The organism is Photobacterium sp. GB-50, assembly GCF_003026755.1.
Classification (GTDB): Bacteria; Pseudomonadota; Gammaproteobacteria; order Enterobacterales; family Vibrionaceae; genus Photobacterium.
On record NZ_PYNX01000023.1, the window covers coordinates 20,119 to 42,206 of the forward strand.

Genomic DNA, 22,088 nt, shown 5'->3' on the forward strand with positions numbered 1-22,088 from the left:
GTTTTTTGTTAGTGTTTGATTCAAAATAGAACGATAAAAAGCCGAGCATATCATTATGCTCGGCTTTTTTTATTTATGGCAAGACACGCTGTTGTGATTGCGTTGGATAGATTTGACACCAATCATTCTTCATGTCAACGACTTGCCATTTATTTTGTTTCGCCGCTTCCATCAGTGCTGGTGTAAACTTACCCTCAAACGAGTTTGCGCCATACTTCCACTCACGCTTTGCATCAGTGTGGTGGATCAGCATACCAAGACTTATACCTTTTTGAGAGGTCGTCCATTTCAACATTGCTTCGTCACCAGTTGAATTACCAATAGCTAAAATTGGACGTTTTCCGATAATCGTTTCAATGTTGATCGCTTTTTGTGGGCCATCATTAATGTAAATCAGCTTGCTGTTTTTCTCTAATTGACCATCTTTATAAGTATAACCAAAAGCGGTACCAATCACATTTTGTGCTGGAATATGGTATATCGCTTCGCTCCATGGTTTAACGAAAGAGCTACCTCCGCCCGTTACAATGAAGACATCAAATTGATTAGCTTGTAAGTAATCAATCAGTTCAATCATTGGTTGAAACACCAACGATGTATAAGGGCGTTTAAAACGTGGCGATTGATTATTTTTAAGCCAGTTAATTACATCTTTGCTATATTCCGCTGGTGTCATCTCTGATTGCGAAGTTTCTAAAATAGGCAACAATGCAGCCCAGCCTTTTTTAAAGATCGCATCAGTATTGTTATTTAAAACCCAGCTATAAGGTGTGGTAGTTTTCCACTCTGGGTGATTAGCACTCTTCTTTTTTATTTGATCAAAGGCAAATAAGAACTGAGTATAGATTGGCTTTTCTGACCATAATGTACCGTCATTATCAATCACAGCAATACGATCAATAGGTTTTACATAATCCTTACTTCCTTCTGTTGTTACTTTTTCAACAAAACTCAAAAGTGCACTTCTTGGTTGGCTATTTGCCCATAACGGTAACGAGGCCGTATTCTGCTGACATTCAACACTGAAAGCCGGTAAGGTAAAAAGTGATAACACTACACCCACAAGCCCTATTACTATTGCTTTATTCTTATTCACACTGATGTTCCATATATTAAAAAGGGTAAGTCAAATAATAACTTACCCTTTCAGAAATGCGAGAAAATATACTTATTAGATATAATCTAAGTATGGATTTCCCGTGCTCAAATCAATTGCTTGCTCAAATTCAGATAAACGTAGACTATCTTGTGTCATGGTGATTGAATTCTCATCCATCACCGCCTCCCCAAAGTGGTAACGAATGGTTTCTTGCCCATAGCAAGCGGCTTTATCATTACTACAAGATACATCGGAAATAGCTTGGTTAGACTGATAATAGCGAGCCATCACATTCTGGCCATGTTTTGCCGTTAACATGGTCAGTGTTTGCTTCGGTGATAAAACAAGACCTGAAGCATTATTACCACCAAACCCTTTAGCATTTAATATTACCGCTTTGTAATCTTGCCCCATCTCTCCAGCAAATTGATGATCCATTAATATATTCAAGTTTGAGTGATGAACATCATCTGCAATATGGTCAATGGTTTTAATTCCCGGGATCCAGCCGTGTTGCCATACACCAAGTGATGCGACTAACTGATCCCCAGCCGCCGCACTCATTGAATGCCCAACATAAGATTTGATTGCGGTTACTGGCCAATTATCAATATTAAACGTTTTAGCCACTTCATTGAGAATATGACTTTCTGTTACACGGTTTTGAGGCGTCCCTGTACCATGCGCTTGAACAAATGTTTGCTTAACGCCTTCTTCGCCTAAAATCGCTTTGGCTAGTGCTGCAGCTTTTGCAACCGTGACATAGTTACCTACACCGGGTGCCGAAATCGACTTTTTATTAGCATCAGCATTGACGAAGACATCAGCCACTGACCCGTAAATGTTTGCACCAAGTTTTAATGCTAATTCATCATCCATTAACACAACAAATTGTGCTGATTCAGCCATCGTGAAGCCAGCGTTGGCAGAAAATGGACGACATGCACGGCGGTTATCTACCTCATCATTGCTATCAAGCGCTTTTAATTGGGCATCTTCTGCCAGTGCGCCCATAACACGGAACCCTTCCATAATTTCAGGTATCACCGGTGCTTCAGCATTACCGACAATCACTACTTTTGATTTACCATGCTGAATGTCATACATACCTTGGCGTAGGTTATACAAAAACGTCGCGCAAGCCCCCATGTTTGTACCAGTTGTCCCAATACTATTAATCACGTAACCATTGATAAAATCAGCTGGCATTTCAGCCAATGACAACGCCATCATTTTAGAGCTAACACGCCCACCTGTGAGAGAAGCTGCAAGCATACCACCCAATGAATTCTCATCAATTTGCGCTAAACCACTACCCGCATAAACTGACACTTCATCGGGTTTAATATGTTTAAGAATCTCATCCCACTCAACGCCTAATGAATTTAATGCATCAGATGCTCCATAGATGGTTAAGCTAAGTCCACGAGGATGAAAACGTGAGTTGTATAATGAAGCTGGATTGAAACCCGCGGGAATATTTCCGCCACTGGTAACAGGGAAAGCAACACGATCTTCAATCAATGCATCAAGGTTACCATTAACCGTGATATGTACTTTGCTCCCATCCTCTACGACTTCCCAATTATCAGGGATTTTGGTCGGCAACTTCGACTTACGTAAAGTAAAACAGATCTTATCGTTGTCTGTATTTAAATTAGCTTTGTATTGATACAGTAAATTATCAGGATCAAAAGAATCGATACGACGAACAAATGTACCTGCCTTAATCGCATCAATAACTTCAGCAGTCACTTTATTATCAGCTTCCAATCCCATTCGAGAAGCAAGATCTTGCCATGTTGATTCCATCACATCAGCTGAAAGAACATCAGCAACCATCAATTTATAGCTATGAAAGCCTGAACTACGACCAGCAGCATTGATGCCACCTAAACCTACAATTAACGGTAACTTTGCCATTTAAAATCCCTGACTTTTATTTAAACACTGTTTTAAAACAGGATAACAGTATTAGATTGTTTATCACCTAATATATGTGCCAAAATTACTGCCATATGTGCCACGCATTAAAATAATAAGCAACATAACTAATATACTGATCACACAAGGGAAAGTATGAAAATTGGATTTGTGCTCTATCACCGTGCTTTGATCACAGGAATATCACTAAGCGCTGAAATGCTCACCAGTGCTGCTAGCCTTCGTGACCGAAAAAGCCAAAAAGAGAGCCCATTTGAAATAAAAGTGATAGCGCCTAGCCTAATACCACCCAAATTAACTGCAGGTATTCGTATTCAACCCGATTGTACCTTTGCAAATGACGAGTCATTTGATGTCATTATATTGCCGCCTATGTGGGGGAACCCATTAGCTTCACTCTCCAAACATCCTGAAATTCCATATTGGCTTATTAAGCAATACCAGAATGGAGCCAAAATTATTGCGACAGGAACTGGCGCTATCTGGCTTGCTGAAACGGGTTTATTAGACCACCAAGCAGCCACAACTCACTGGTATTTTCACGATAAATTCTCTCAATTATATCCAAAGGTAAAACTCAATAGGCAGGCATCAATCACCTCGGCCAATGGACTTTATTGCACCGAAAGTATTAACTCACAAACAGAAATGGTGCTGTACTTTATAACAAATAATTTTGGTCAGAAAATTGCTAAAACGATAGAGACACATTACGGGCATGAGATCAGTAAATCTGATCATCAACCGTTTTATGAAATTGGAGGGCAGGTACAATTTGATGAATCAATTGCTTTAGCGCAAGACTGGATCAGACTCAATATGAGCAAGTCGATCACCGCAAAAAATATGGCAGAACATTGCCAATTACCTTTACGCACTTTTAATCGTAAATTCAAAGATCAGGTAGGACTTGCTCCTCACCAATATCTTCAAAAGATCCGAATGGTTACCGCGAAAGAACTTCTGCGCGATTTTGGAATGACAATCAATGATGTTTCAGAACAAGTGGGTTATAAAGATTCCTATCATTTCTCAACCATCTTTAAAAAAGAATTCGATGTTACTCCGAATCAATACCGAAAAATGGTAAGAGCTAAAGCTTATAACGCTTAGGTAATTTTAAAACTAAAGACTGAAAGTTCTTAATATATATAAATGTATACCACATCAAGATAACATTAACTGCAAGGCAATATATCTCATCCAAACATACATTGATAAACACAAAAAAGCCGAGTTAAATAACTCGGCTTTTATTTAGCAATCTAATTTAATGAATAAATTATGCTTCTGTGCGAGGCTTGCGATCTGTGCGAGGTGCACCATCACGGTTACCACGGTAACCACCACGTGTGTCATTACCACGATTACGGTCAAAGCGACGCTCACCACCACGTTCACCACCACGATTACCGTCACGGTTACCACGGTAGCCACCACGGTTGCCGTCACGATTACCATCACGGTTGCCGCTACGAGGACGGTGTTCACGAAGAACTTCGCCTTCAACAACTACAGCTTTAACATCATTTTGACGAATGCGTAGTTTCTTAAGCTGAGAAGCTACTTCTGCTGTCATCTTCTTAGGAAGCTGAACAAAAGTATGCGTTGGAGCAAGTTTGATTGCACCAATGAACTCTTTGCTTAGGCCTAGTTCGTTTGCGATTGCGCCAACGATGTCTTTAACTTGAACACCTTGCTCACGACCAACTTGTAACTGGTAAGTATCCCAATCAGCATTGTTGTATGAACGACGTTCACCGCGCTCACGACGGTCGCCACGCTCGCCACGCTCACCGCGGTCACGATCGTTACCACGACGCTCACGGCGTTGTGATTCACGCTCGATAGCAGCGATCATTGGGTCTGGACCTTTATAGAATAAAGGACGGTTACCTTGCTGACGCTGAAGAAGCATTGCTGCTAGTGTTGCTGCATCAACATCGATTGATTCTTGTAGTTTTTCTACAAGTTCAACAAACGCTTCTACACTTGTTTGTTCTTTTTGTGCTGCTAGTTCTTCGCCTAAACGGTTTAAACGAGATGCAGCAACTAAATCACGTAGAGGAAGTTGAATCTCTTCCATGCGAGACTTAGTAACACGCTCGATAGTACGAAGCATACGAATTTGGTTTGTGCGAACGAGTAGAATCGCTTTACCAGTACGTCCTGCACGACCTGTACGACCGATACGGTGAATATAAGATTCAACATCGAACGGGATATCGTAGTTAAATACGTGAGTAATACGTGGAACATCAAGACCACGTGCTACAACGTCAGTTGCAACTAGAATATCGATAACACCACGTTTGATGTGATCAACAGTACGCTCACGTAGCGACTGTGGAATATCACCGTGAAGTGCCGCAGCTTTAAAGCCACGAGAAGATAACCAATCTGCTAGACGTTCAGTATCTTGACGAGTACGAACGAATACGATTGATGCATCAGTATCTTCAGTTTCAAGTAGACGACTCATTGCTTCGTCTTTCTCTACGCCTTTAACAACCCAAAACTGCTGCTCTACTTTCGCAACAGTACGGTTTTCACCAGCAACGTCAATGCGTGCAGGGTTACGTAGGAAACGATCAACGATTTCTTTAACGATTGGAGGCATAGTTGCAGAGAAAAGCACACGCTGTGCTGTTTCTGGTGCTTGTTCCATGATCCAAGTTACATCGTCAACGAAGCCCATCTTCAACATTTCATCAGCTTCATCAAGAACAAAAGTATGTACTTCGTCTAGTTGAAGTTGCTTACGTGAGATAAGGTCTTTAACACGACCAGGTGTACCAACAATAATGTGAGCACCATTTTTAAGTGCACGCATTTGATCAACGATTGAAGCACCGCCGTAAATTTCAAGAACCTTTAGGCCTTTGATATTTTGACCAAGTACTTTAATTTCTGCAGCAACCTGAATTGCAAGCTCACGCGTTGGAGCCATAACAATTGCTTGTGGTTTGTGCTGAGATAAGTCAACTTTGTTTAGTACAGGCAGTGAGAATGCTGCTGTTTTACCAGTACCTGTCTGCGCTTTACCAAGGGCATCAGTACCAGTTAGTAGTAGAGGTATAGACGCTGCCTGAATCGGCGTTGGCGCTACAAAGCCCATGTTGTCTAGTGCAGATAGAAGTGTGTCGGCCAAGTCTAGTTGGCGAAATTCTGTTACAGTTTCTTGCATTGGGATCCCAATATATGAACGACTTAAAAACGGGGCCCCTTTGCTACATACGGGTTCTGCAACAGCAACCTCAAGCACGGGCCTCGACTAATAGGGGGCGTATTGTGAGGCAATACTTGATAAAAAGCCAGAAAAAATTGAGGAATGTCACAGAATAAGTCTCAAGTTACTATTTCTTGAACAATTAGCACATCAGATAAACATAAATATTCATAAGCCAGTTATTATTTAATCTATCTTACTGTTAATACATTAAATATACTGAGCAAAGTAACCTTAGTGGTTAATCACCTCTCACTTTATAGCCAACACATTCTTATCTTATAAATAGAGTTTCAAATTGCTTTCTTTTATCTTTCTTATTTGAAAGATGATGAATTAACACTCATCAATGCGCACTAACTTCATTCTAAAAACAAAAGACATAATACATTGATAAATAATGTTATATCCGCATTGCTTCTTCAATTAATTCAAGACTTATGTATCAATCATTAGTTCAAACATTATAAAGGTCGTATTAGCCCCCCTTTATAGTCTCAGTGCTTTATTTTTAATACCTTTACATTTCCAATATTAACCTTTCCCTGAAATTTTTTCGTTGTTATGCAAAATATGCATCGCTTTTATTAAACCCAACTAATGAAAAGCACATTTAATGAAAATATCCTGCTCAAATATTGGTTTTATCAACCCAAAAAAGTATAGTGTCAACGTCAATAATCTGAGACCAGGTATAATGTTTCAAGATAATCCGCTGTTAGCACAGCTTAAAAAGCAAATTCAAGAAACACTTCCTAAAAAGGAAGGTTATATCAAAGCAACTGACCGTGGCTTTGGCTTTCTAGAAACCGATAACAAAGAAAGCTTTTTTATTCCGCCTCTGTATATGAAAAACGTTATGCACGGTGATCGTGTTATGGCTGTTATTCGAACAGAAAAGGAACGTGAAGTAGCTGAACCACAAGAGTTAATTGAACAATCAATGACACGCTTTATTGGTCGAGTGAAGCTAATTCGTGATCGCTTGCACGTTGTGCCTGATCATCCTCAGCTTAAAGATGCCATTAAAGCCAAAGCAGTTAAAGGTTTGAACCCTGAAACGCTTAAAGAAGGCGATTGGGTTGTAGCGACGCTAACCCGCCACCCTCTTACAGACAAAAACAAAACATTCTTCTGTGATATTAAAGAGAAAATCACAGACAGTAATGACAAAATTGCACCATGGTGGGTTACATTAGCACGCCATGAACTACCCAATGCAGAACCAGCACCACAAGAAAGCTGGACTATGCTAGATGAAGCACTTGAACGCCAAGATCTTACTGATTTACCTTTCATTACTATTGATGGTGAATCAACTAAAGATATGGATGATGCCATCTACACAGTTGCAAATGCTGATGGTAGCTTTGATATTACTATTGCGATCGCAGATCCAACCTCTTACATCGCTGTTGGCGATAAGATGGATGATGAAGCACGTGAGCGTGGTTTTACTATTTATTTACCGGGTCGCAATATCCCAATGCTTCCTCGTGAATTAAGTGATGAGCTTTGTTCATTAATTGAAAATGAGCAGCGTCCCACTCTCTGTTGCCGAGTAACTGTCGATAAAGATGGTGTTATCCAAGATAATATTACTTTCTTCGCAGCATGGATAAAATCGCAAAGCCGTCTATCTTACGATAACGTTTCTGATTACCTAGAAAATGGTAATTGTGAAAATTGGACACCAAACGCTGAGATCGAACAACAAGTTCGTGCATTACAAGCGTTTGCTGACGCACGTACTAAATGGCGTAAAGAGAACGCTGTTGTATTCCCAGATCGTCCAGATTACCGTTTTGAATTAAGTGAAGATAACGATGTTATTGCTATTCATACCGATGCGCGTCGTACAGCAAATCGTATGATTGAAGAGGCAATGATCACAGCTAATATTTGTGCTGGTCGTGCGCTACAAGAAAAATTCGGCACTGGTGTATTTAACGTTCATAGCGGTTTTAACCCTGAAAAGTTAGATGCTGCAATGGAGTTTTTAACCAATGCTGATGCACCTTTTGAAAAAGAGCAATTACTTGAATTAAATGGGTTTAGCGCTTTACGTCGTTGGTTAAATACACTTGATAGCACTTACTTAGATAATCGCTTACGTAAATTCCAAGCATACAGTGAAGTGGCAAATACGCCAGCTCCTCACTACGCAATGGGCTTAGATGTCTACGCAACTTGGACATCACCTATCCGTAAGTATGGCGATATGATTAACCACCGCCTATTAAAAGCGCTAATCACAGGTAATGAGCCAAGCCAAACCCCTGATGATAATGTTGGTGATGAAATTGCCTTACATCGTCGTCGCCACCGCATGGCAGAGCGTGATGTTTCAGATTGGCTATATGTTCGTCTGCTAAAAGACGCCGTTAAAAATGCTACCGTCTTTAATGCTGAAGTATTCGATATTAATCGCGCTGGAATGCGTGTACGCCTATTAGAAAATGGCGCTGCCGCATTTATTCCTAGTTCATTAATTCTAGATAATAAAGAACGTATTAGCTGTAGCGGTGAACTTGGTATTATTACCATTGATGGCGTGAAAGAATATCAATTGGGCGATAGCTTTGAAGTTACACTTGCTGAGATACGTAGCGCAACTCGTCAACTTATTGCTAAACCAGTAAAACAATTCCCTGCGCCCGAAAAGCCAGAGAATACTGAGTCAGCAATCGCTGAAGAGAATAAAGAAGAAGTTAAAGCGTAAATCTTCTTTTATCACTTTAAAAGGTCAGCCTTTGCTGGCCTTTTTTATAACTAAAATTATTGGAAAGTCAGTCTATGAAGTCAACAATCGCCGAAAATGTTCAAGCGCTTAATGATATTGAGCAAAGTGTTCAGCAATGGCTTAATGATGTTGTGATTGGTTTAAACCTTTGTCCTTTTGCTGCTAAACCTCAACGCAACAAGCAAATTAAAATTCATGTATGCAGTGACAAGTCTGAAAACGACCTACTTGAGTCCATTTATTTACAACTTAAAGAGCTCGACGAAACGCCACCACAAGAATTAGAAACGACACTTGTTGTCGCACCTTATTTACTTGAAGATTTTGAGGACTACAATCAATTCCTTGATTTAGTCGAAGGGCTTATCGTTCAACTAGGTAAAAGTGGGATATATCAAATCGCTAGTTTTCATCCAGATTACTGCTTTTATGGTACAGAACCTGAAGATGCTGAAAACCTAACAAACCGTTCGCCCTATCCTATTTTTCATTTGATCCGTGAAGAAAGTATGGAGAAGGTACTCAAGCACTACCCTGATCCTGAGGCGATCCCTGAACGAAATATTGACTGTGTTGAAAATTTAACGCCAGAGCAAATTAAACAACTTTTTCCCTACCTAAAAAAGTAAATAGATAATTTAAGTTATTGATGTGTTAGCCGATATAGCTAAAATAGTCGCTATGGCTAACATATTCATGGAAGATGATAAATACGAATAATTATTAGGCTCGTATTCGCTCATAAACAAACGTATTTATTTAAGGTTGAGATTAATGCTCCTTTTTTCACACTTTCGTTCAGCAGGCATGCGGTTAATAATCCCGTTAACGATAGCAATCTTAATGTTGATAGCATTACCTTTTTCCGCAGTATCTTTGGCTAACTATCAAGATCTTCTTGTCAATATTCCCTACATTTTATTTACGATAGTTATTTTTCTGAGCCAACCATTTAATCAAGGCAGAACCGGTTATGTTGCACTAATTATGTTAGTTGCATATCTAATCATCATTCATTACCTGCAAACGCCTTTAACAAACGATAACGTTAAACTCATTTTTAGCTTACTTGCAGGTTTACTCCCCTTTAATCTTCTGCAAGTACATATCATGCCTGATAAGCGCTTATTTTCTCGATTTGGCGCACTATTTTCTGTATTTTTACTCTTACAAGTAGGATGGGCTGCTTTAGTATATAAACACTTTAACGCTACAGATCTTACATCTTGGTGGGATACATACCTTTTTACTTATCGAAACTTGTCGCTATTACCATTGGTTATATTGTTATTAAATCTCGCCTTGGTATGTAGTAGCGCATCAACACTTTTGAAACGAAACCATAGTTCAGATCAAGCCGTCTTCATCTGTTTGCTGTTTAGTTTTGTTACGTTTACCTTTTTCCAATACTCTTTCATCTCTAGTGTTGCCTTCAGTATTGTCGCGATATTACTACTTATTAACATCATCAGTTGTAGCCATGAATTAGCCTTCATTGACCAGCTGACAGAAATCCCGGGGCGTCGAGCGTTAGATAATGAGCTTAAGCATTTAGGAAGAACCTATACCTTAGCGATGATCGATGTTGACCATTTTAAGAAATTTAATGACAAATATGGCCATGATACTGGTGACGACGTACTCAAGTTAGTTGCTACTCTTATGAAAGACATTGATGGTGGTGGCAATGCCTACCGTTATGGTGGGGAAGAGTTCACGATTTTATTCAAAGGAAAAAGTATCGATGAATGTTTGCCATTTCTTGAAGAATTAAGAGAAAAAATTGAAAAATATAAAATGATTATTCGTGATCATGACAAGCGTCCTACTAGCAATCGGTCAGGATCTAAAGCTCGTGGACAAGAGAAAACATCAAAATCAGTCAAAGTAACAGTCAGTATTGGCGTTGCAGAAAACTATTTAGAACAAGAACCAGAAGATGTTTTAAAACAAGCTGATAACGCATTATATAAAGCGAAAGAGGCTGGAAGGAATCGTGTGCAATGTACACAGTAGCTAAAATAATATCATCATGCTAGTAATATAAAAACAAGCCCGATATGCATCGGGCTTAATACATTATAAACTTGCACTCATATAGCTAAAGAACAACCAACCAGTATTGATAATCAGCGGCCAAACTTTATTCAATACTATTTTTGGAGAACATCCACAGACTCTTTTTTATTCATAGCCTCAGATTATTCACAATCTGCTTGTTTTTATCTTTATAAAACTATCAACAAATCAAACATATCACACAAATTTTACAATCGACCACTTTATTTAACTAAACAGAATAATAGCTCGTTTATTGATATAAAATGACTGTTTTTATGAACATTATACCTCTTTGATTCATTTTATTACTGCAAAAAACCCGGTTGTTAAGCCATTGTTATATATTTTTAGTATAAAATTATAAGGTCAATCACAATTGGCAATTATTCAGCGCGGCATATGATAATGATATAGATGGAGGACTGAACATGAATAACCAAGATAGAATTGAAGATATCGAACAAAAAATATCTATTGCCTATCAAGAAGGTCATTTTGATCAGGCCAGAGCCCTAGAGAAGCAATTAAAGAAAATGCGGGGACACCATAATTTATATGATCAAAATGACCCTTACTCGCTAGAGGGACGTTTTTATTATGATGATCACGACTAAAGAAGTCGTCATTTAATATCAGGCGATGATCAATCATCGCCGTTTTTATTATAATGCCTAATCCAGCTGCGCTTGCATGATATTACCGGTATAGAGATCCATTTCTATCTCAACACGATGGCCGTCTTTATTTAATGCATCGACTTCTATCTCATTATATTCTCGAACTACCTTAATTTTTCGAAAATCATAATAGCCATCTTTTTCAAGAATTTGCATTGCCTTAGGGATACTAATTACGTCTAAAGCCTTTTCTATCGGATCGGCATGAGCTGCTGATATAAAAAACAACCCCATAGTACTGACTGATAGTACAAATAGCTTAAATTTCATCTTTTTCATCCATCTGAGCTGCAGTATTTATCAATAGCTTTAAACAACACAAGCTATGATTAACCAAAATAAAATTAGGTATCACTACCACCACGGTTCCCATGCTATTTTCCTACATCTATAATTTTTATCTCTTCCTTGGCCTGTTTTAATTTCAGTGTAACGAATTAATCAACAATAAGACTCTCGATTTAGAGAATTATGTAATGGAGTAAGGCAATGTCAATGTCCTTTATCTTAATCAACAAAAGCTAGACTTACTTCTATTTGTACATATGTTGCATTCTTACATCACTTCTATCTTATTCTTTATTAAAAATATTTTTATGTATATTGCAATGTAAAAAAACACCCATCAATTTCGCATACAATTGTTAGCATTAGGAAAGATTTGCTAGTACAGACTTGCTCCTTACTCATTCAAAGGGTATAAAATAAAGTATATTTTATCGTTTAAAGAGCGTTATCAATGAAAAAGTTTGTTTTAGCGGCAGCGATTGCATCATCAATATTACTAACCGGATGCAGTGAAAAAGTTGACGAATCAACAATCAGTAATGTTGTACAATCAAGCCAATACGAGCAACCAAATCTTGGTATAACAGCTGACACGACTCCGTTTGAAGTTAAAAACCTAAAGATTGATAAAGTATTACTTGATACAAAAACTGATTACAAAGCAAAAGTAACTTACGACCTTGTTGCAACAAAGAGTCTTGAGCAATTTAAAGAATCAATGCGTAAAGTTGCAGAGCAACCAGCAAAAGAAAATAATGCCACAGATCAAACCAAAAACGATTTAGGTTCGGCATTAACTAGCCTTAAGAAAAATCTATCTTCAGAAGTGATGGTTGTTGCTTACGGCGCGAAATACGGCGATTTCAAAGCAGGCCAAGTTGTTGATACGATCTCCGAACAAGTTTCGTTGAAAAAAGTCAATGACCAGTGGGTTAAAGACTAGTTTAATCAATAAACAAAAACGCCTATTACCAGTGAACCACTTTTAATAGGCGTTTTTTGCATGTTTATAATCGACTATTTATCAATTGGAAACAGTTTACCCTCAAATACCGTACCGTAAATTGGGATATCTTTAAGAGTCTTAATTTCCACTTTATACGGGTCTTGCTCTAAAATAGTAAAGTTAGCTATTTTTCCTGTTCTAATACTGCCTAGTGTCTCTTCTTGACCCCAAGAATAAGCCGCTTCAATTGTTATACCACGCAAAGCAGCATCTCGAGATAGTGCTAAGTCTGGACGAATAACATTACCTTCATTACTTATACGTGTTGCAGCACTCCAAGCTAATAACAGCGGATCAGAAGGAGCCATTGGTGCATCAGAGTGAAGCGATACCGGAATCTCTTGTTTTTCTATCGTTGCCAAGCGAACCATTGAGTGAGCACGCTCTTCGCCTAAACCAACCTCTCCGAACTTTTCGCTAAAACCAGTAACATAATAAGGGTTTACACTAATAATAGCCCCGAGTGATTTTAGCTTCTCGACTTGCTCATCTGTAGAGTTTGCAAAGTGGATAATGGTAAAACGATGATCTTCACGTGGGTATTCAGCCTGGCGCTTTTCTAAAATCTTAATTAGCTTCTCAACGCCAAGATCGCCATTTACATGCACCAAGATTTGATAATCATTTTCCCAGAAGATTTTAGTGATCGCTTCAACATCTTCAGGTGTTTGAATCCATTCCCCATGATGTCCATCGGTATAGCCATCTTTCATCTTCATCAACTGAGAGATAATCGCACCATCAAACAACAACTTAACTTGTTTATCAAAGAAACGAACTTTGCCATCTTCAGGTAATATTGTCGTTATGCGTTCAACCTCTTTCAATACACCTTCTTTACCCTTTGCAAAATATGGCGTTTTACTTTCTGGCGTAAAGAATGAATACATAGGTGTAGATTCACCACCAAGGATCTCAAGATATGTATCGATCATATAATCAGGGATAAATGCACCAGGCTCGTTGTAAGCGGTAACCCCTTTTTGATGCAGCATCGTCACCATTTGCTTTAAACCGGCAGAAAAGCGCTCTTTATTACCTAATTCAGATGCAATTCGTGGCAATAAATAAATGAGTGCCCCACCTTCTAAAAAGTGACCTTCATCTAGATTCGCCTGATCAGCCACTTCTTTACCTAGCTTATCAATATCCGTTTGATTAAGACCAAATTTCTCGATAAATGCAGAATTAACATAAAACTCATGTGCTGAACGATGCCACACACCAATTGGACGTGTTTTAGAAATTTTATCTAACTCTTGACGAGATATTTCACCATGGAAAAAATTGTTAAATCCCCATGTCCATAGCACTTCATTCGGATCTTTTAACGCTTTTTCTTGTAATGTTAAAGCTGCAATATAATCATCATGGTTTGTTACTGCTGGCCATGTTTTTGAAGGCAGCTGCCATTCTTCTGGCGCAATAACTGGCATATTTAATGTTAACGCCGCTAAGAAAGGATGTAAGTGTTGTTCAATAAATCCGGGCATTAACACTTTATCGTCCAAATCTACTTTTTTAGAGTTTGGATACTGTTTCAATGCTTCTTGTTCAGATCCAACATAAACAATCTTGCCATACTTACTCGTCACAACCGCTTCTGCTCTTGGTTGCGACTTTTCCATAGTGATAACCGGACCACCATAGAAAATGGTGGTTTGAGATTCTTTATTTTCATTTGCATGAGCGCTAAATGATGTAGATGCGAGTAGCAGCATTAGTGAAGAAGAAAGTGTTGAATATTTCATAAATCCCTTTATTTAGTGTAATTATCTAGATCTAACTTAAACAATTTAACCGTAATTACTGTTCCTTTATTAAAAATAGATATATTAGTCACAAAAAAAGTACTGTCCCATCATCACTATATATATCAATACGTTATGGGAATAATTGAGTAATGTAATTTTTATAGTGAAATACAATCTTTTTCTGTAGAGTATAATTATCATCAAGACGCAATGGAGATGACATGATGAGCATGACTAGCGTAACAATCACAGTTCCAGCGCACTTAGTACCCGGTGGTTTACCCACCCCTAATGTTAAAGCATTTGGGTATAATGGCTTTGAGCGAAGTTTTGTTAATTCAGGCCAAGACGACATAACAACCTTTACTTTTTTTTCACCTGTCACCGGTTGTACTGAGAGCCAGTTTAATAAAGAGCTCGAAAAGTACTTTTGGCACTTTGCAAAAGGAACGCCTTTTAACATCACGAAAGAGTTTGATGATCAAACAACCAAACATCACAGTTGTAAATACCTAAATGAACAGCTCATTCAAGAAAGCATCGCTTAATCTTATCTGCTCTCTCAATACTTTCCGTTTACATTTAGCTGTCGTGATCATGAATTAGTAAAAATTACATGATTACGACACAAAAATGTCACGCTAGCTCCCTACCCTCAGTCAGCAATTTATCGTGATAACTAACTAGTAAGGAATGAGATTTGTCACTTAATCTTGAGCGCAACATTCGCCCTTGTTTGGCCATTTTTGATCTTGATGAAACACTTATCGCAGCAGATTCAGCTAGCCTTTGGACAACATTTCTCGTTAACAACCAACTTGCTTCATCATCGTTAGAGCAACAAGAAGCTGAAATGATGCAAGCTTACCAAAAAGGTAAGCTTGATATGGAGAGCTATATGGATAAAACATTGGCTCCTTTAGTAGGAAAAACAGAACAAGAAATATCTGCTCTCGTTACACGTTTTATTGAAGAATACATTTCACCTGCCGTTTATTCTGATGCCATTAAGCGAATTGAATGGCATAAAAAGCGCGGAGATGAAATCATAATTGTCTCTGCTTCATCTGAACATCTCGTAAAACCAATTGCGGAGAAACTCGGCGTCTCTCATTGCATCGCTATTAATTTAGAAACGATTAACGGTGTATATACAGGGAAAACATGTGGTGTTCTCAGCTATCGCGAAGGTAAAATTACACGTCTTGAATCATGGCTAGCAGAACAATCACAATATTATCGTCACTATTACGGCTATAGTGACTCCATCAACGACTTACCTTTACTTAAATTCGTTCAAAAGCCTTTTGCTGTTAACCCGGATCCTTCTCTTGCGCTTCACGCACAAATGAATGAATGGACAATTATGGACTGGCGACACGATAATAATATCTTACGCTAACAACAGACATACACATCATACCAACAGCATAGTTTTGATTTTATGCTGTTCTAAACTATAACTGTATTGATATTTCACATTGCAGCCCTCATTTACAGATAGTAACAATAATCGTCCCTATTTTTGTGGCGAAGAGTAGATGTGTTACAACTTTCGTAATACATTATCTGGGCATTTTATTTAGATTTAAGACTTGTACTAGTATGTTCAGCTACTGTTCAAGTTAATAATGTGAATAATGCAGTAACGAACTAACCTATAAAGCAAGGTTGATTCTTTTTATTTCAGAGTCAGCTATGCAACTAAGCTATCCCTGCACATAGGGTATTGAGAAGGTAAAAACCATGACTCCACAAGAAAAAGATCTTATTCAAAGTGTTGCTACTAAGCTCAAACAAAGCCCAGAAAGCAAAAAAGATGCAGATGCTGAAAAATTCATTGCCGATGAAATAGCATCTCAGCCCGATGCTATTTACAAACTTACTCAAGCTGTTCTAGTACAAGAAATGGCATTAAAGCAGCTAAAAGAAAAGAACGACTATTTAGAAAAGAATGCTGAGTACTATAAAGAAGAATCAAACCGTGGCTCGTTAAGTCGTATGTTTGGTGGCTCTCGTCCTGCTCCTCAGCCACCACAACCACCTGCTCGCCAACCAAGTGCATTTGGTGGGTTTATGCAAACAGCGGCAGGTGTTGCTGCAGGTATGGTTGCAGGTAGCGTAATTAGTAACATGCTATTTGATCACGATCAGCCAGCAGATACAGCAGCAGCCGATCCAGCGCCAGCAGCCGATGCAACTGATACAACCCAAGATGCGGCACCTGATACAGCATCTGCAGATCAGGCTGTACCAGAGGCGGATGTTGCAAACCCAGCGTTTGACGACCAAGGCGGTAGCAGCTTCTTAGACGACACAGCTAATAACTTTAGCTCTGATTACACTGGTGGATTTGGTAACTCAGGCTTTGATGATAACCAAGGTTTTGGCGATTCAGGTTTTGGCGGTGATGACAGCGGCTTTGGTGACGATGATACATTCGCTAACAATGGTTTTGGTGGTGGCGACAGTGGCTTTGGCGACGACAGTGGCTTTGGCGATTTCGACGACGACCTCTAATCGATTACAAAAATAAAAAAGAGCGCATCAGCGCTCTTTTTATATCTCTAAGATTTGCATTTATTCTACGCTAGAAATTTCGGTTGCTTCTGAATTATCCATTAAAGCACGATAAGCCGTAGCTTCAACTGCCGCAATAATAAATGGAATTGCAATAACAATAACTCCCCAGATAAACACATTAATAAATTTTAGGCTCATCGCAAAGTTAGGGTTAGCAAATAATAAGAAAATGGGTAGACCGATAAACAACATATAAAATGCTACAGGTAGCAGTCCGGCAATCACAAAGGCATATAACCTTTTATGCTTAGTCAGCTCTAGTGCATCTTTAAAAGACGCTTTTTTCCCCGCAGCAATAGCAGGTAAAACAAAAGATAGACGAGAAAAAATCACCCAACCTGCACAGCCTAATAGTAACAATATACAATACAGTACGCCGTTATTTACCCAATCATAATCTACTTTAAAAACAGCCCAGATAGCATATAACAATCCAAATAGTAGGAATAAATAAGCCGTATAGTGACGCTGCTGGACATCAAAACTGATACCTCTCCAATTAGAAAAGCGGGTATCATCTGTACCATGGCTGTCTAGTATTTGCTGAGTTCGTAGACAGATAATGGAAGAAACTAGGAAAATTGCTATATTTAGGACAAATATAATCGCTTCCTCATATATCTCAATACCTGCCATTGATACTTTTAATGAACGTAATAAATACGTCACTATAAATGGAATGAGTAATGCCTTTACTAACCGTATTTTATTAGCAAAGACGGTTTGTACCGACTGGTGAAGTGTTTCTAAAATCATCTAATATCCTTTCAATCATCGTCATGGCGATAAACTAATACAGGTTAATTTAATGTCTCAACTTTTACCTTAAGTACACCTGACGCTGTATTTCCGATCGCACTAAAAGCTGAACGGGATAAATCTATTACTCGCCCTTTTGTGAATGGGCCGCGATCATTTACTGTCACAACAACACTTTTACTATTTGCTAAATTAGTTACTTTAACTTTGGTACCAAAAGGTAATGTTCTATGTGCTGCTGTTGGTTTATTTTGATCAAAGTGCTGCCCGCTTGCTGTCTTGCGCCCTTGATATTTATTTGCGTAATACGATGCTTTACCGTATTCACTATGGTGCTTATAGCTCAAAACAGGTTTTGTTGATGTCGTATTACCTGAGTTTGCACACCCTCCTAGTGTTAATAAACAAACAAATAATAAAATACAGTGTCGAATAGCGATTTTCGGTACAAACATCATTAATCCTATTTATAAGCATCAGAGCAATTTTACGCTATCATATAACTATTTGATAATCCGTATGTAAAGGTTATGTAAAAGTTATAACCCATAGATATATAAGTAACAAATTTAATCACTTATTCTTTATGGGTAATTAACAATACTTCTTCCCCTCCAAGTAAGCATCATTTCTCAGTACTCACAACGAAAAGCTAGTGTTAAACTAATTGTCTATTGTATTTAGTCCTAAAAGGTCATGTGATGAACCCAATTATTGCCCTGTTGAAAGAGAACAATATCAGCGATTCCCAAATTAATGAGATTTTTCAGACATTGACGCAAAACCCTCTTGCAGCAATGACAACAATTAGTCAGTTAGGCTTACCACAAGATAAGCTGCAACAATTGATGGCGCAGGTAATGCAGAATCCAGCATTAATCAAAGAAGCAGTAGAAGAGCTTGGTTTAGACTTTTCAAAAGTTGAAGAAGCAAAAGCACAATTGAATAAATAACCGTGCGTTAACTTCTAGATCAAAAATGCCGTTAATAGTTTACCTACTAACGGCATTTTTATATTTAGACAAAAGCGTACTGCAATAACGATAGGCTCACTAGCCTGTATAAAGCCATAACTCGTTATTGTTCCAACGGGTTTTCCATGTACCAAGGATATGCTCTGGCACTTCTAAGCACTTTCCTGTCGCCAGATCATAATGTTGTTTCAATAATGGTGAGGCGACACATAACACACCATCTTGATCACCAACAATACCGCGACTCATGACATAAGCTTTTGCAATAGGATCCCAATTATCAACGGCATAGACTGCATTATTTTGTTTAGGTAAGTAATACAGCGCAATTTGTTGTTGATTAACTAAGGCAGCAATACCTGAGTCAGGAACTAAATCATCTTTATGGCAGATCTTAACCCAACGAAGATCTGATTTTATTGATTGAGGTATTTCCGTCACATCACTCATAATTCCTCCTTAATAGGGATACGCTGACCTCGAATACGTTGATATGGTAAGGAGATCTCTTCATCTTTGAGATTAATAAACTGACGAAAACGATGCAGTTTTTGCTCTGATGATAAGGTTGTTTTCCATTCACATTGATAACTATTAATCACATGTTCCATTTGCTTTTCTAATGAGATGTTGATGGCAAGTTTATCTTCAATAACCACTTGTTTAAGATAATCGAGCCCACCTTCTAAATTTTCTAGCCATACTGATGTTCGTTGTAGACGATCAGCTGTTTTTACATAAAACATTAAAATTCTATCGATATAAGCAATCAAGGTGGGTTTATCTAAATCAACAGCAAATAGATCACCATGACGTGGACGCATACCACCATTACCGCCAACATAAAGGTTCCAGCCCTGCTCTGTTGCAATAATACCAATGTCTTTACTTTGTGCTTCTGCACATTCTCGGGTACAACCTGAGACAGCAAATTTCAATTTATGCGGTGAGCGTAACCCTTTATAACGATTTTCTAATTCAATCGAGAGTGCCATTGAATCATCAACCCCATAGCGGCACCACGTTGACCCCACGCAAGATTTAACGGTTCGTAATGATTTGCCATAGGCATGACCCGTTTCAAATCCAGCCTCAATCAACTCAGCCCATATATCAGGCAATTGTGATAGTTGTGCACCAAACAAATCAACCCGTTGTCCACCTGTGATTTTGGTATATAAATCGTATTTTTTGGCCACTTCACCAAGGGTGATTAATTTATCGGGGGTAATTTCACCACCGGGGACCCGAGGCACAACTGAATAGCTGCCATCCTTTTGAATATTTGCAAGAAAGGCATCGTTAGAATCTTGCAGTGGTTGATAAGGTGATTCGAGAACATGCTCATTCCATAATGAAGCAAAGATTGATGCTGCTGTTGGCTTACAAATATCACAGCCTAACCCTTTCCCATGAGTAGCGAGTAAGGTTTCAAAATCTTGAATTTTTTCCACTTGGCATAAATGGAAAAGCTCTTGGCGAGTATAAGAAAAGTGCTGGCAAACATGGTTGTTTACTTCCATTCCCATGCTTGCTAATTGTTCATCAACAATCTGTTTAACCATGGAGCTGCAGCCGCCACACCCTGTACCCGCTTTCGTCACTTGTTTAATTTCACCAAGTTCGTGACAACCCTGCTGTACTTGGCTGATTAATGCGCCTCGAGTAACGTTATGACATGAACAAACCACACTATTTTCATCAGTGGATGGCGCTAACATTGAGGTATCAAATAACAGTTGTGCGGGGTGCTCGGTTAATACTGTTTGATTTAAATAACATTGTAATAAGGCGTCATAATCGCTGCTATCACCCACTAAAATAGCGCCAAGAATTTTCGTGCTGTCAGCATTCACAACGAGCTTCTTATAACGTCCACCAGCACTGTCTTGCAATACAACTTCCTTGGCTCCTTCAGTGCGCATCTGTGCATCACCGATAGAAGCCACTTCAACGCCTAGTAGTTTCAATTTGGTGCTCATATCCGCACCAACAAACTTGGCCTCTGTCTCGCTAACTAATTGCGAAGCAACAGTACGCGCCATGCTATAACCTGGTGCAACAAGACCAAAAATTCGAGCTTGCCATAACGCACATTCACCAATCGCGTAAATATTCGCATCACTGGTCAAGCAGGTATCGTCAATCACAATACCGCCACGTTCGCCAATTTCTAATTCACATTGGCGAGCAAGGGTGTCTTGCGGTCTTATCCCTGCTGAAAAAACAATCACATCGACATCTAATGGCGTATCATTTTCAAACCATAAACGATGAGTCGCGGTTTCCCCATCAGTAATTTTTTCTGTACGCATATCGGTGTGGATATGAACACCTAATTCAGTGATTTTCTTTGCCAGTAAATCACCGGCTAAATCATCTAACTGAACAGGCATTAGCCGAGGAGCAAACTCAACGACATGGGTTTCTAACCCTAATAAACGTAAGGCATTTGCCGCTTCAAGCCCAAGTAACCCACCGCCAATAACAGCGCCAGTTTTGGCTTGTGAACAGGCATTCTTTATCGCCGCAAGATCATCAATTGTGCGATAAACAAAGCAATTCTGACGATCGTTGCCTTTAATCGGCGGAACAAATGGTGTTGAGCCTGTCGCTAACACTAATTTGTCATAATCTAAGCAAATCAGCTCAGAGGTAACCACATCACGAATATTTACCGTTTGCTGCGCGCGATTGATCTCAACAACTTGTTGCCCTAACCGTAAATCTATACCTTGGTTTTGATACCACGACACATCACCCAACATAAGATCTTGTTGAGATTTATCAGCAAACATCGCTGATAATTGCACCCGATCGTAAGCCGCTACCGACTCTTCGCCAATAACCGTAATGCAATAGTGTGCTAAACCGCCTTTATCGACTAATTGATCGATAAAGTGATGCCCCACCATGCCGTTACCAATTACAATAAGATGTTGTTTATCCATTCCGTTGTTCATATTGCCTC

19 protein-coding genes are annotated in these 22,088 nt (G+C 38.8%); 10 read left to right on the plus strand and 9 right to left on the minus strand.

All coding sequences use genetic code 11. The annotated features are described in order from the left end of the window. Positions 1-73: 73 nt before the first annotated feature. Positions 74-1,096 (minus strand): HAD family phosphatase, encoded by a 1,023-nt coding sequence (locus C9J41_RS19280; protein WP_233217792.1) that lies wholly within the window; start codon positions 1,094-1,096, stop codon positions 74-76. A 75-nt stretch (positions 1,097-1,171) separates the two neighbouring features. After that, positions 1,172-3,022: a beta-ketoacyl synthase gene (locus C9J41_RS19285; RefSeq protein ID WP_107294912.1), complete on the minus strand. Its 1,851-nt coding sequence runs from the start codon at positions 3,020-3,022 to the stop codon at positions 1,172-1,174. A gap of 156 nt (positions 3,023-3,178) precedes the next feature. On the opposite strand from C9J41_RS19285, the gene C9J41_RS19290 reads away from it, so the two are divergent. Next, positions 3,179-4,156 carry a GlxA family transcriptional regulator gene (locus tag C9J41_RS19290; protein ID WP_107206854.1) on the plus strand — a complete coding sequence of 326 codons (978 nt, stop codon included), beginning with the start codon at positions 3,179-3,181 and terminating at the stop codon, positions 4,154-4,156. 169 nt (positions 4,157-4,325) lie between these two features. Here C9J41_RS19290 and C9J41_RS19295 read toward each other — a convergent pair whose 3' ends face one another. Continuing rightward, positions 4,326-6,230, minus strand: coding sequence for a DEAD/DEAH box helicase (locus C9J41_RS19295; protein WP_107206853.1), 1,905 nt, complete (start codon positions 6,228-6,230; stop codon positions 4,326-4,328). 739 nt (positions 6,231-6,969) lie between these two features. Here C9J41_RS19295 and C9J41_RS19300 point away from each other — a divergent pair. The 4 genes from C9J41_RS19300 to C9J41_RS19315 all read left to right on the plus strand — a co-directional run bounded on the left by C9J41_RS19300 (position 6,970) and on the right by C9J41_RS19315 (position 11,690). After that, the gene (locus C9J41_RS19300) at positions 6,970-8,994 is read left to right on the plus strand and encodes an exoribonuclease II (RefSeq protein WP_107247255.1); all 2,025 of its coding nucleotides are present in this window, start codon (positions 6,970-6,972) and stop codon (positions 8,992-8,994) included. A gap of 74 nt (positions 8,995-9,068) precedes the next feature. Further along, a complete protein-coding gene (locus C9J41_RS19305; RefSeq protein ID WP_107247254.1) occupies positions 9,069-9,644 on the plus strand; it encodes a DUF1415 domain-containing protein in 576 nt (191 codons plus the stop codon). Between the two features lie 145 nt (positions 9,645-9,789). Next, entirely contained in the window at positions 9,790-11,031 is a 1,242-nt protein-coding gene (locus C9J41_RS19310) for a GGDEF domain-containing protein (protein ID WP_107206850.1), read from the plus strand. Between the two features lie 473 nt (positions 11,032-11,504). Further along, on the plus strand, positions 11,505-11,690 hold the full coding sequence (locus tag C9J41_RS19315) for a hypothetical protein (RefSeq protein ID WP_045147560.1): 186 nt from the start codon (positions 11,505-11,507) through the stop codon (positions 11,688-11,690). Between the two features lie 57 nt (positions 11,691-11,747). Here the strand turns inward: C9J41_RS19315 and C9J41_RS19320 are convergent, their stop codons facing one another. Beyond that, the gene (locus C9J41_RS19320) at positions 11,748-12,023 is read right to left on the minus strand and encodes a PepSY domain-containing protein (protein WP_107206849.1); all 276 of its coding nucleotides are present in this window, start codon (positions 12,021-12,023) and stop codon (positions 11,748-11,750) included. Positions 12,024-12,492: 469 nt separating this feature from the next. On the opposite strand from C9J41_RS19320, the gene C9J41_RS19325 reads away from it, so the two are divergent. Continuing rightward, positions 12,493-12,984 carry a hypothetical protein gene (locus tag C9J41_RS19325; protein WP_107206848.1) on the plus strand — a complete coding sequence of 164 codons (492 nt, stop codon included), beginning with the start codon at positions 12,493-12,495 and terminating at the stop codon, positions 12,982-12,984. A 74-nt stretch (positions 12,985-13,058) separates the two neighbouring features. Here the strand turns inward: C9J41_RS19325 and C9J41_RS19330 are convergent, their stop codons facing one another. Next, positions 13,059-14,798, minus strand: coding sequence for an amidohydrolase (locus tag C9J41_RS19330; RefSeq protein ID WP_107206847.1), 1,740 nt, complete (start codon positions 14,796-14,798; stop codon positions 13,059-13,061). A 224-nt stretch (positions 14,799-15,022) separates the two neighbouring features. Between C9J41_RS19330 and C9J41_RS19335 the strand changes: the two genes are divergently transcribed. From C9J41_RS19335 to C9J41_RS19345, 3 genes are all read left to right on the plus strand, one after another. Beyond that, the gene (locus tag C9J41_RS19335; RefSeq protein WP_233218490.1) at positions 15,023-15,349 is read left to right on the plus strand and encodes a hypothetical protein; all 327 of its coding nucleotides are present in this window, start codon (positions 15,023-15,025) and stop codon (positions 15,347-15,349) included. Between the two features lie 152 nt (positions 15,350-15,501). Continuing rightward, positions 15,502-16,203 carry an HAD family phosphatase gene (locus tag C9J41_RS19340; RefSeq protein ID WP_107206846.1) on the plus strand — a complete coding sequence of 234 codons (702 nt, stop codon included), beginning with the start codon at positions 15,502-15,504 and terminating at the stop codon, positions 16,201-16,203. A gap of 344 nt (positions 16,204-16,547) precedes the next feature. Beyond that, entirely contained in the window at positions 16,548-17,321 is a 774-nt protein-coding gene (locus C9J41_RS19345) for a DUF2076 family protein (protein WP_107206845.1), read from the plus strand. 60 nt (positions 17,322-17,381) lie between these two features. Here C9J41_RS19345 and C9J41_RS19350 read toward each other — a convergent pair whose 3' ends face one another. Together C9J41_RS19350 and C9J41_RS19355 are read right to left on the minus strand one after the other, a co-directional pair. Beyond that, positions 17,382-18,140: a hypothetical protein gene (locus tag C9J41_RS19350; protein ID WP_107206844.1), complete on the minus strand. Its 759-nt coding sequence runs from the start codon at positions 18,138-18,140 to the stop codon at positions 17,382-17,384. Positions 18,141-18,184: 44 nt separating this feature from the next. Beyond that, a complete protein-coding gene (locus C9J41_RS19355) occupies positions 18,185-18,601 on the minus strand; it encodes a septal ring lytic transglycosylase RlpA family protein (protein ID WP_233219130.1) in 417 nt (138 codons plus the stop codon). A 243-nt stretch (positions 18,602-18,844) separates the two neighbouring features. On the opposite strand from C9J41_RS19355, the gene C9J41_RS19360 reads away from it, so the two are divergent. Continuing rightward, complete coding sequence (locus C9J41_RS19360; RefSeq protein ID WP_005364493.1) at positions 18,845-19,096, plus strand: DUF2999 family protein; 252 nt, start codon at positions 18,845-18,847, stop codon at positions 19,094-19,096. A gap of 99 nt (positions 19,097-19,195) precedes the next feature. On the opposite strand, the gene nirD is transcribed toward C9J41_RS19360, so the two are convergent. Both nirD and nirB read right to left on the minus strand, forming a co-directional pair. Beyond that, a complete protein-coding gene (nirD, locus tag C9J41_RS19365) occupies positions 19,196-19,567 on the minus strand; it encodes a nitrite reductase small subunit NirD (RefSeq protein WP_107206842.1) in 372 nt (123 codons plus the stop codon). Beyond that, entirely contained in the window at positions 19,564-22,080 is a 2,517-nt protein-coding gene (nirB, locus tag C9J41_RS19370; protein WP_107247252.1) for a nitrite reductase large subunit NirB, read from the minus strand. Before nirB ends, nirD begins: the two co-directional genes overlap by 4 nt. Positions 22,081-22,088: the final 8 nt, after the last annotated feature.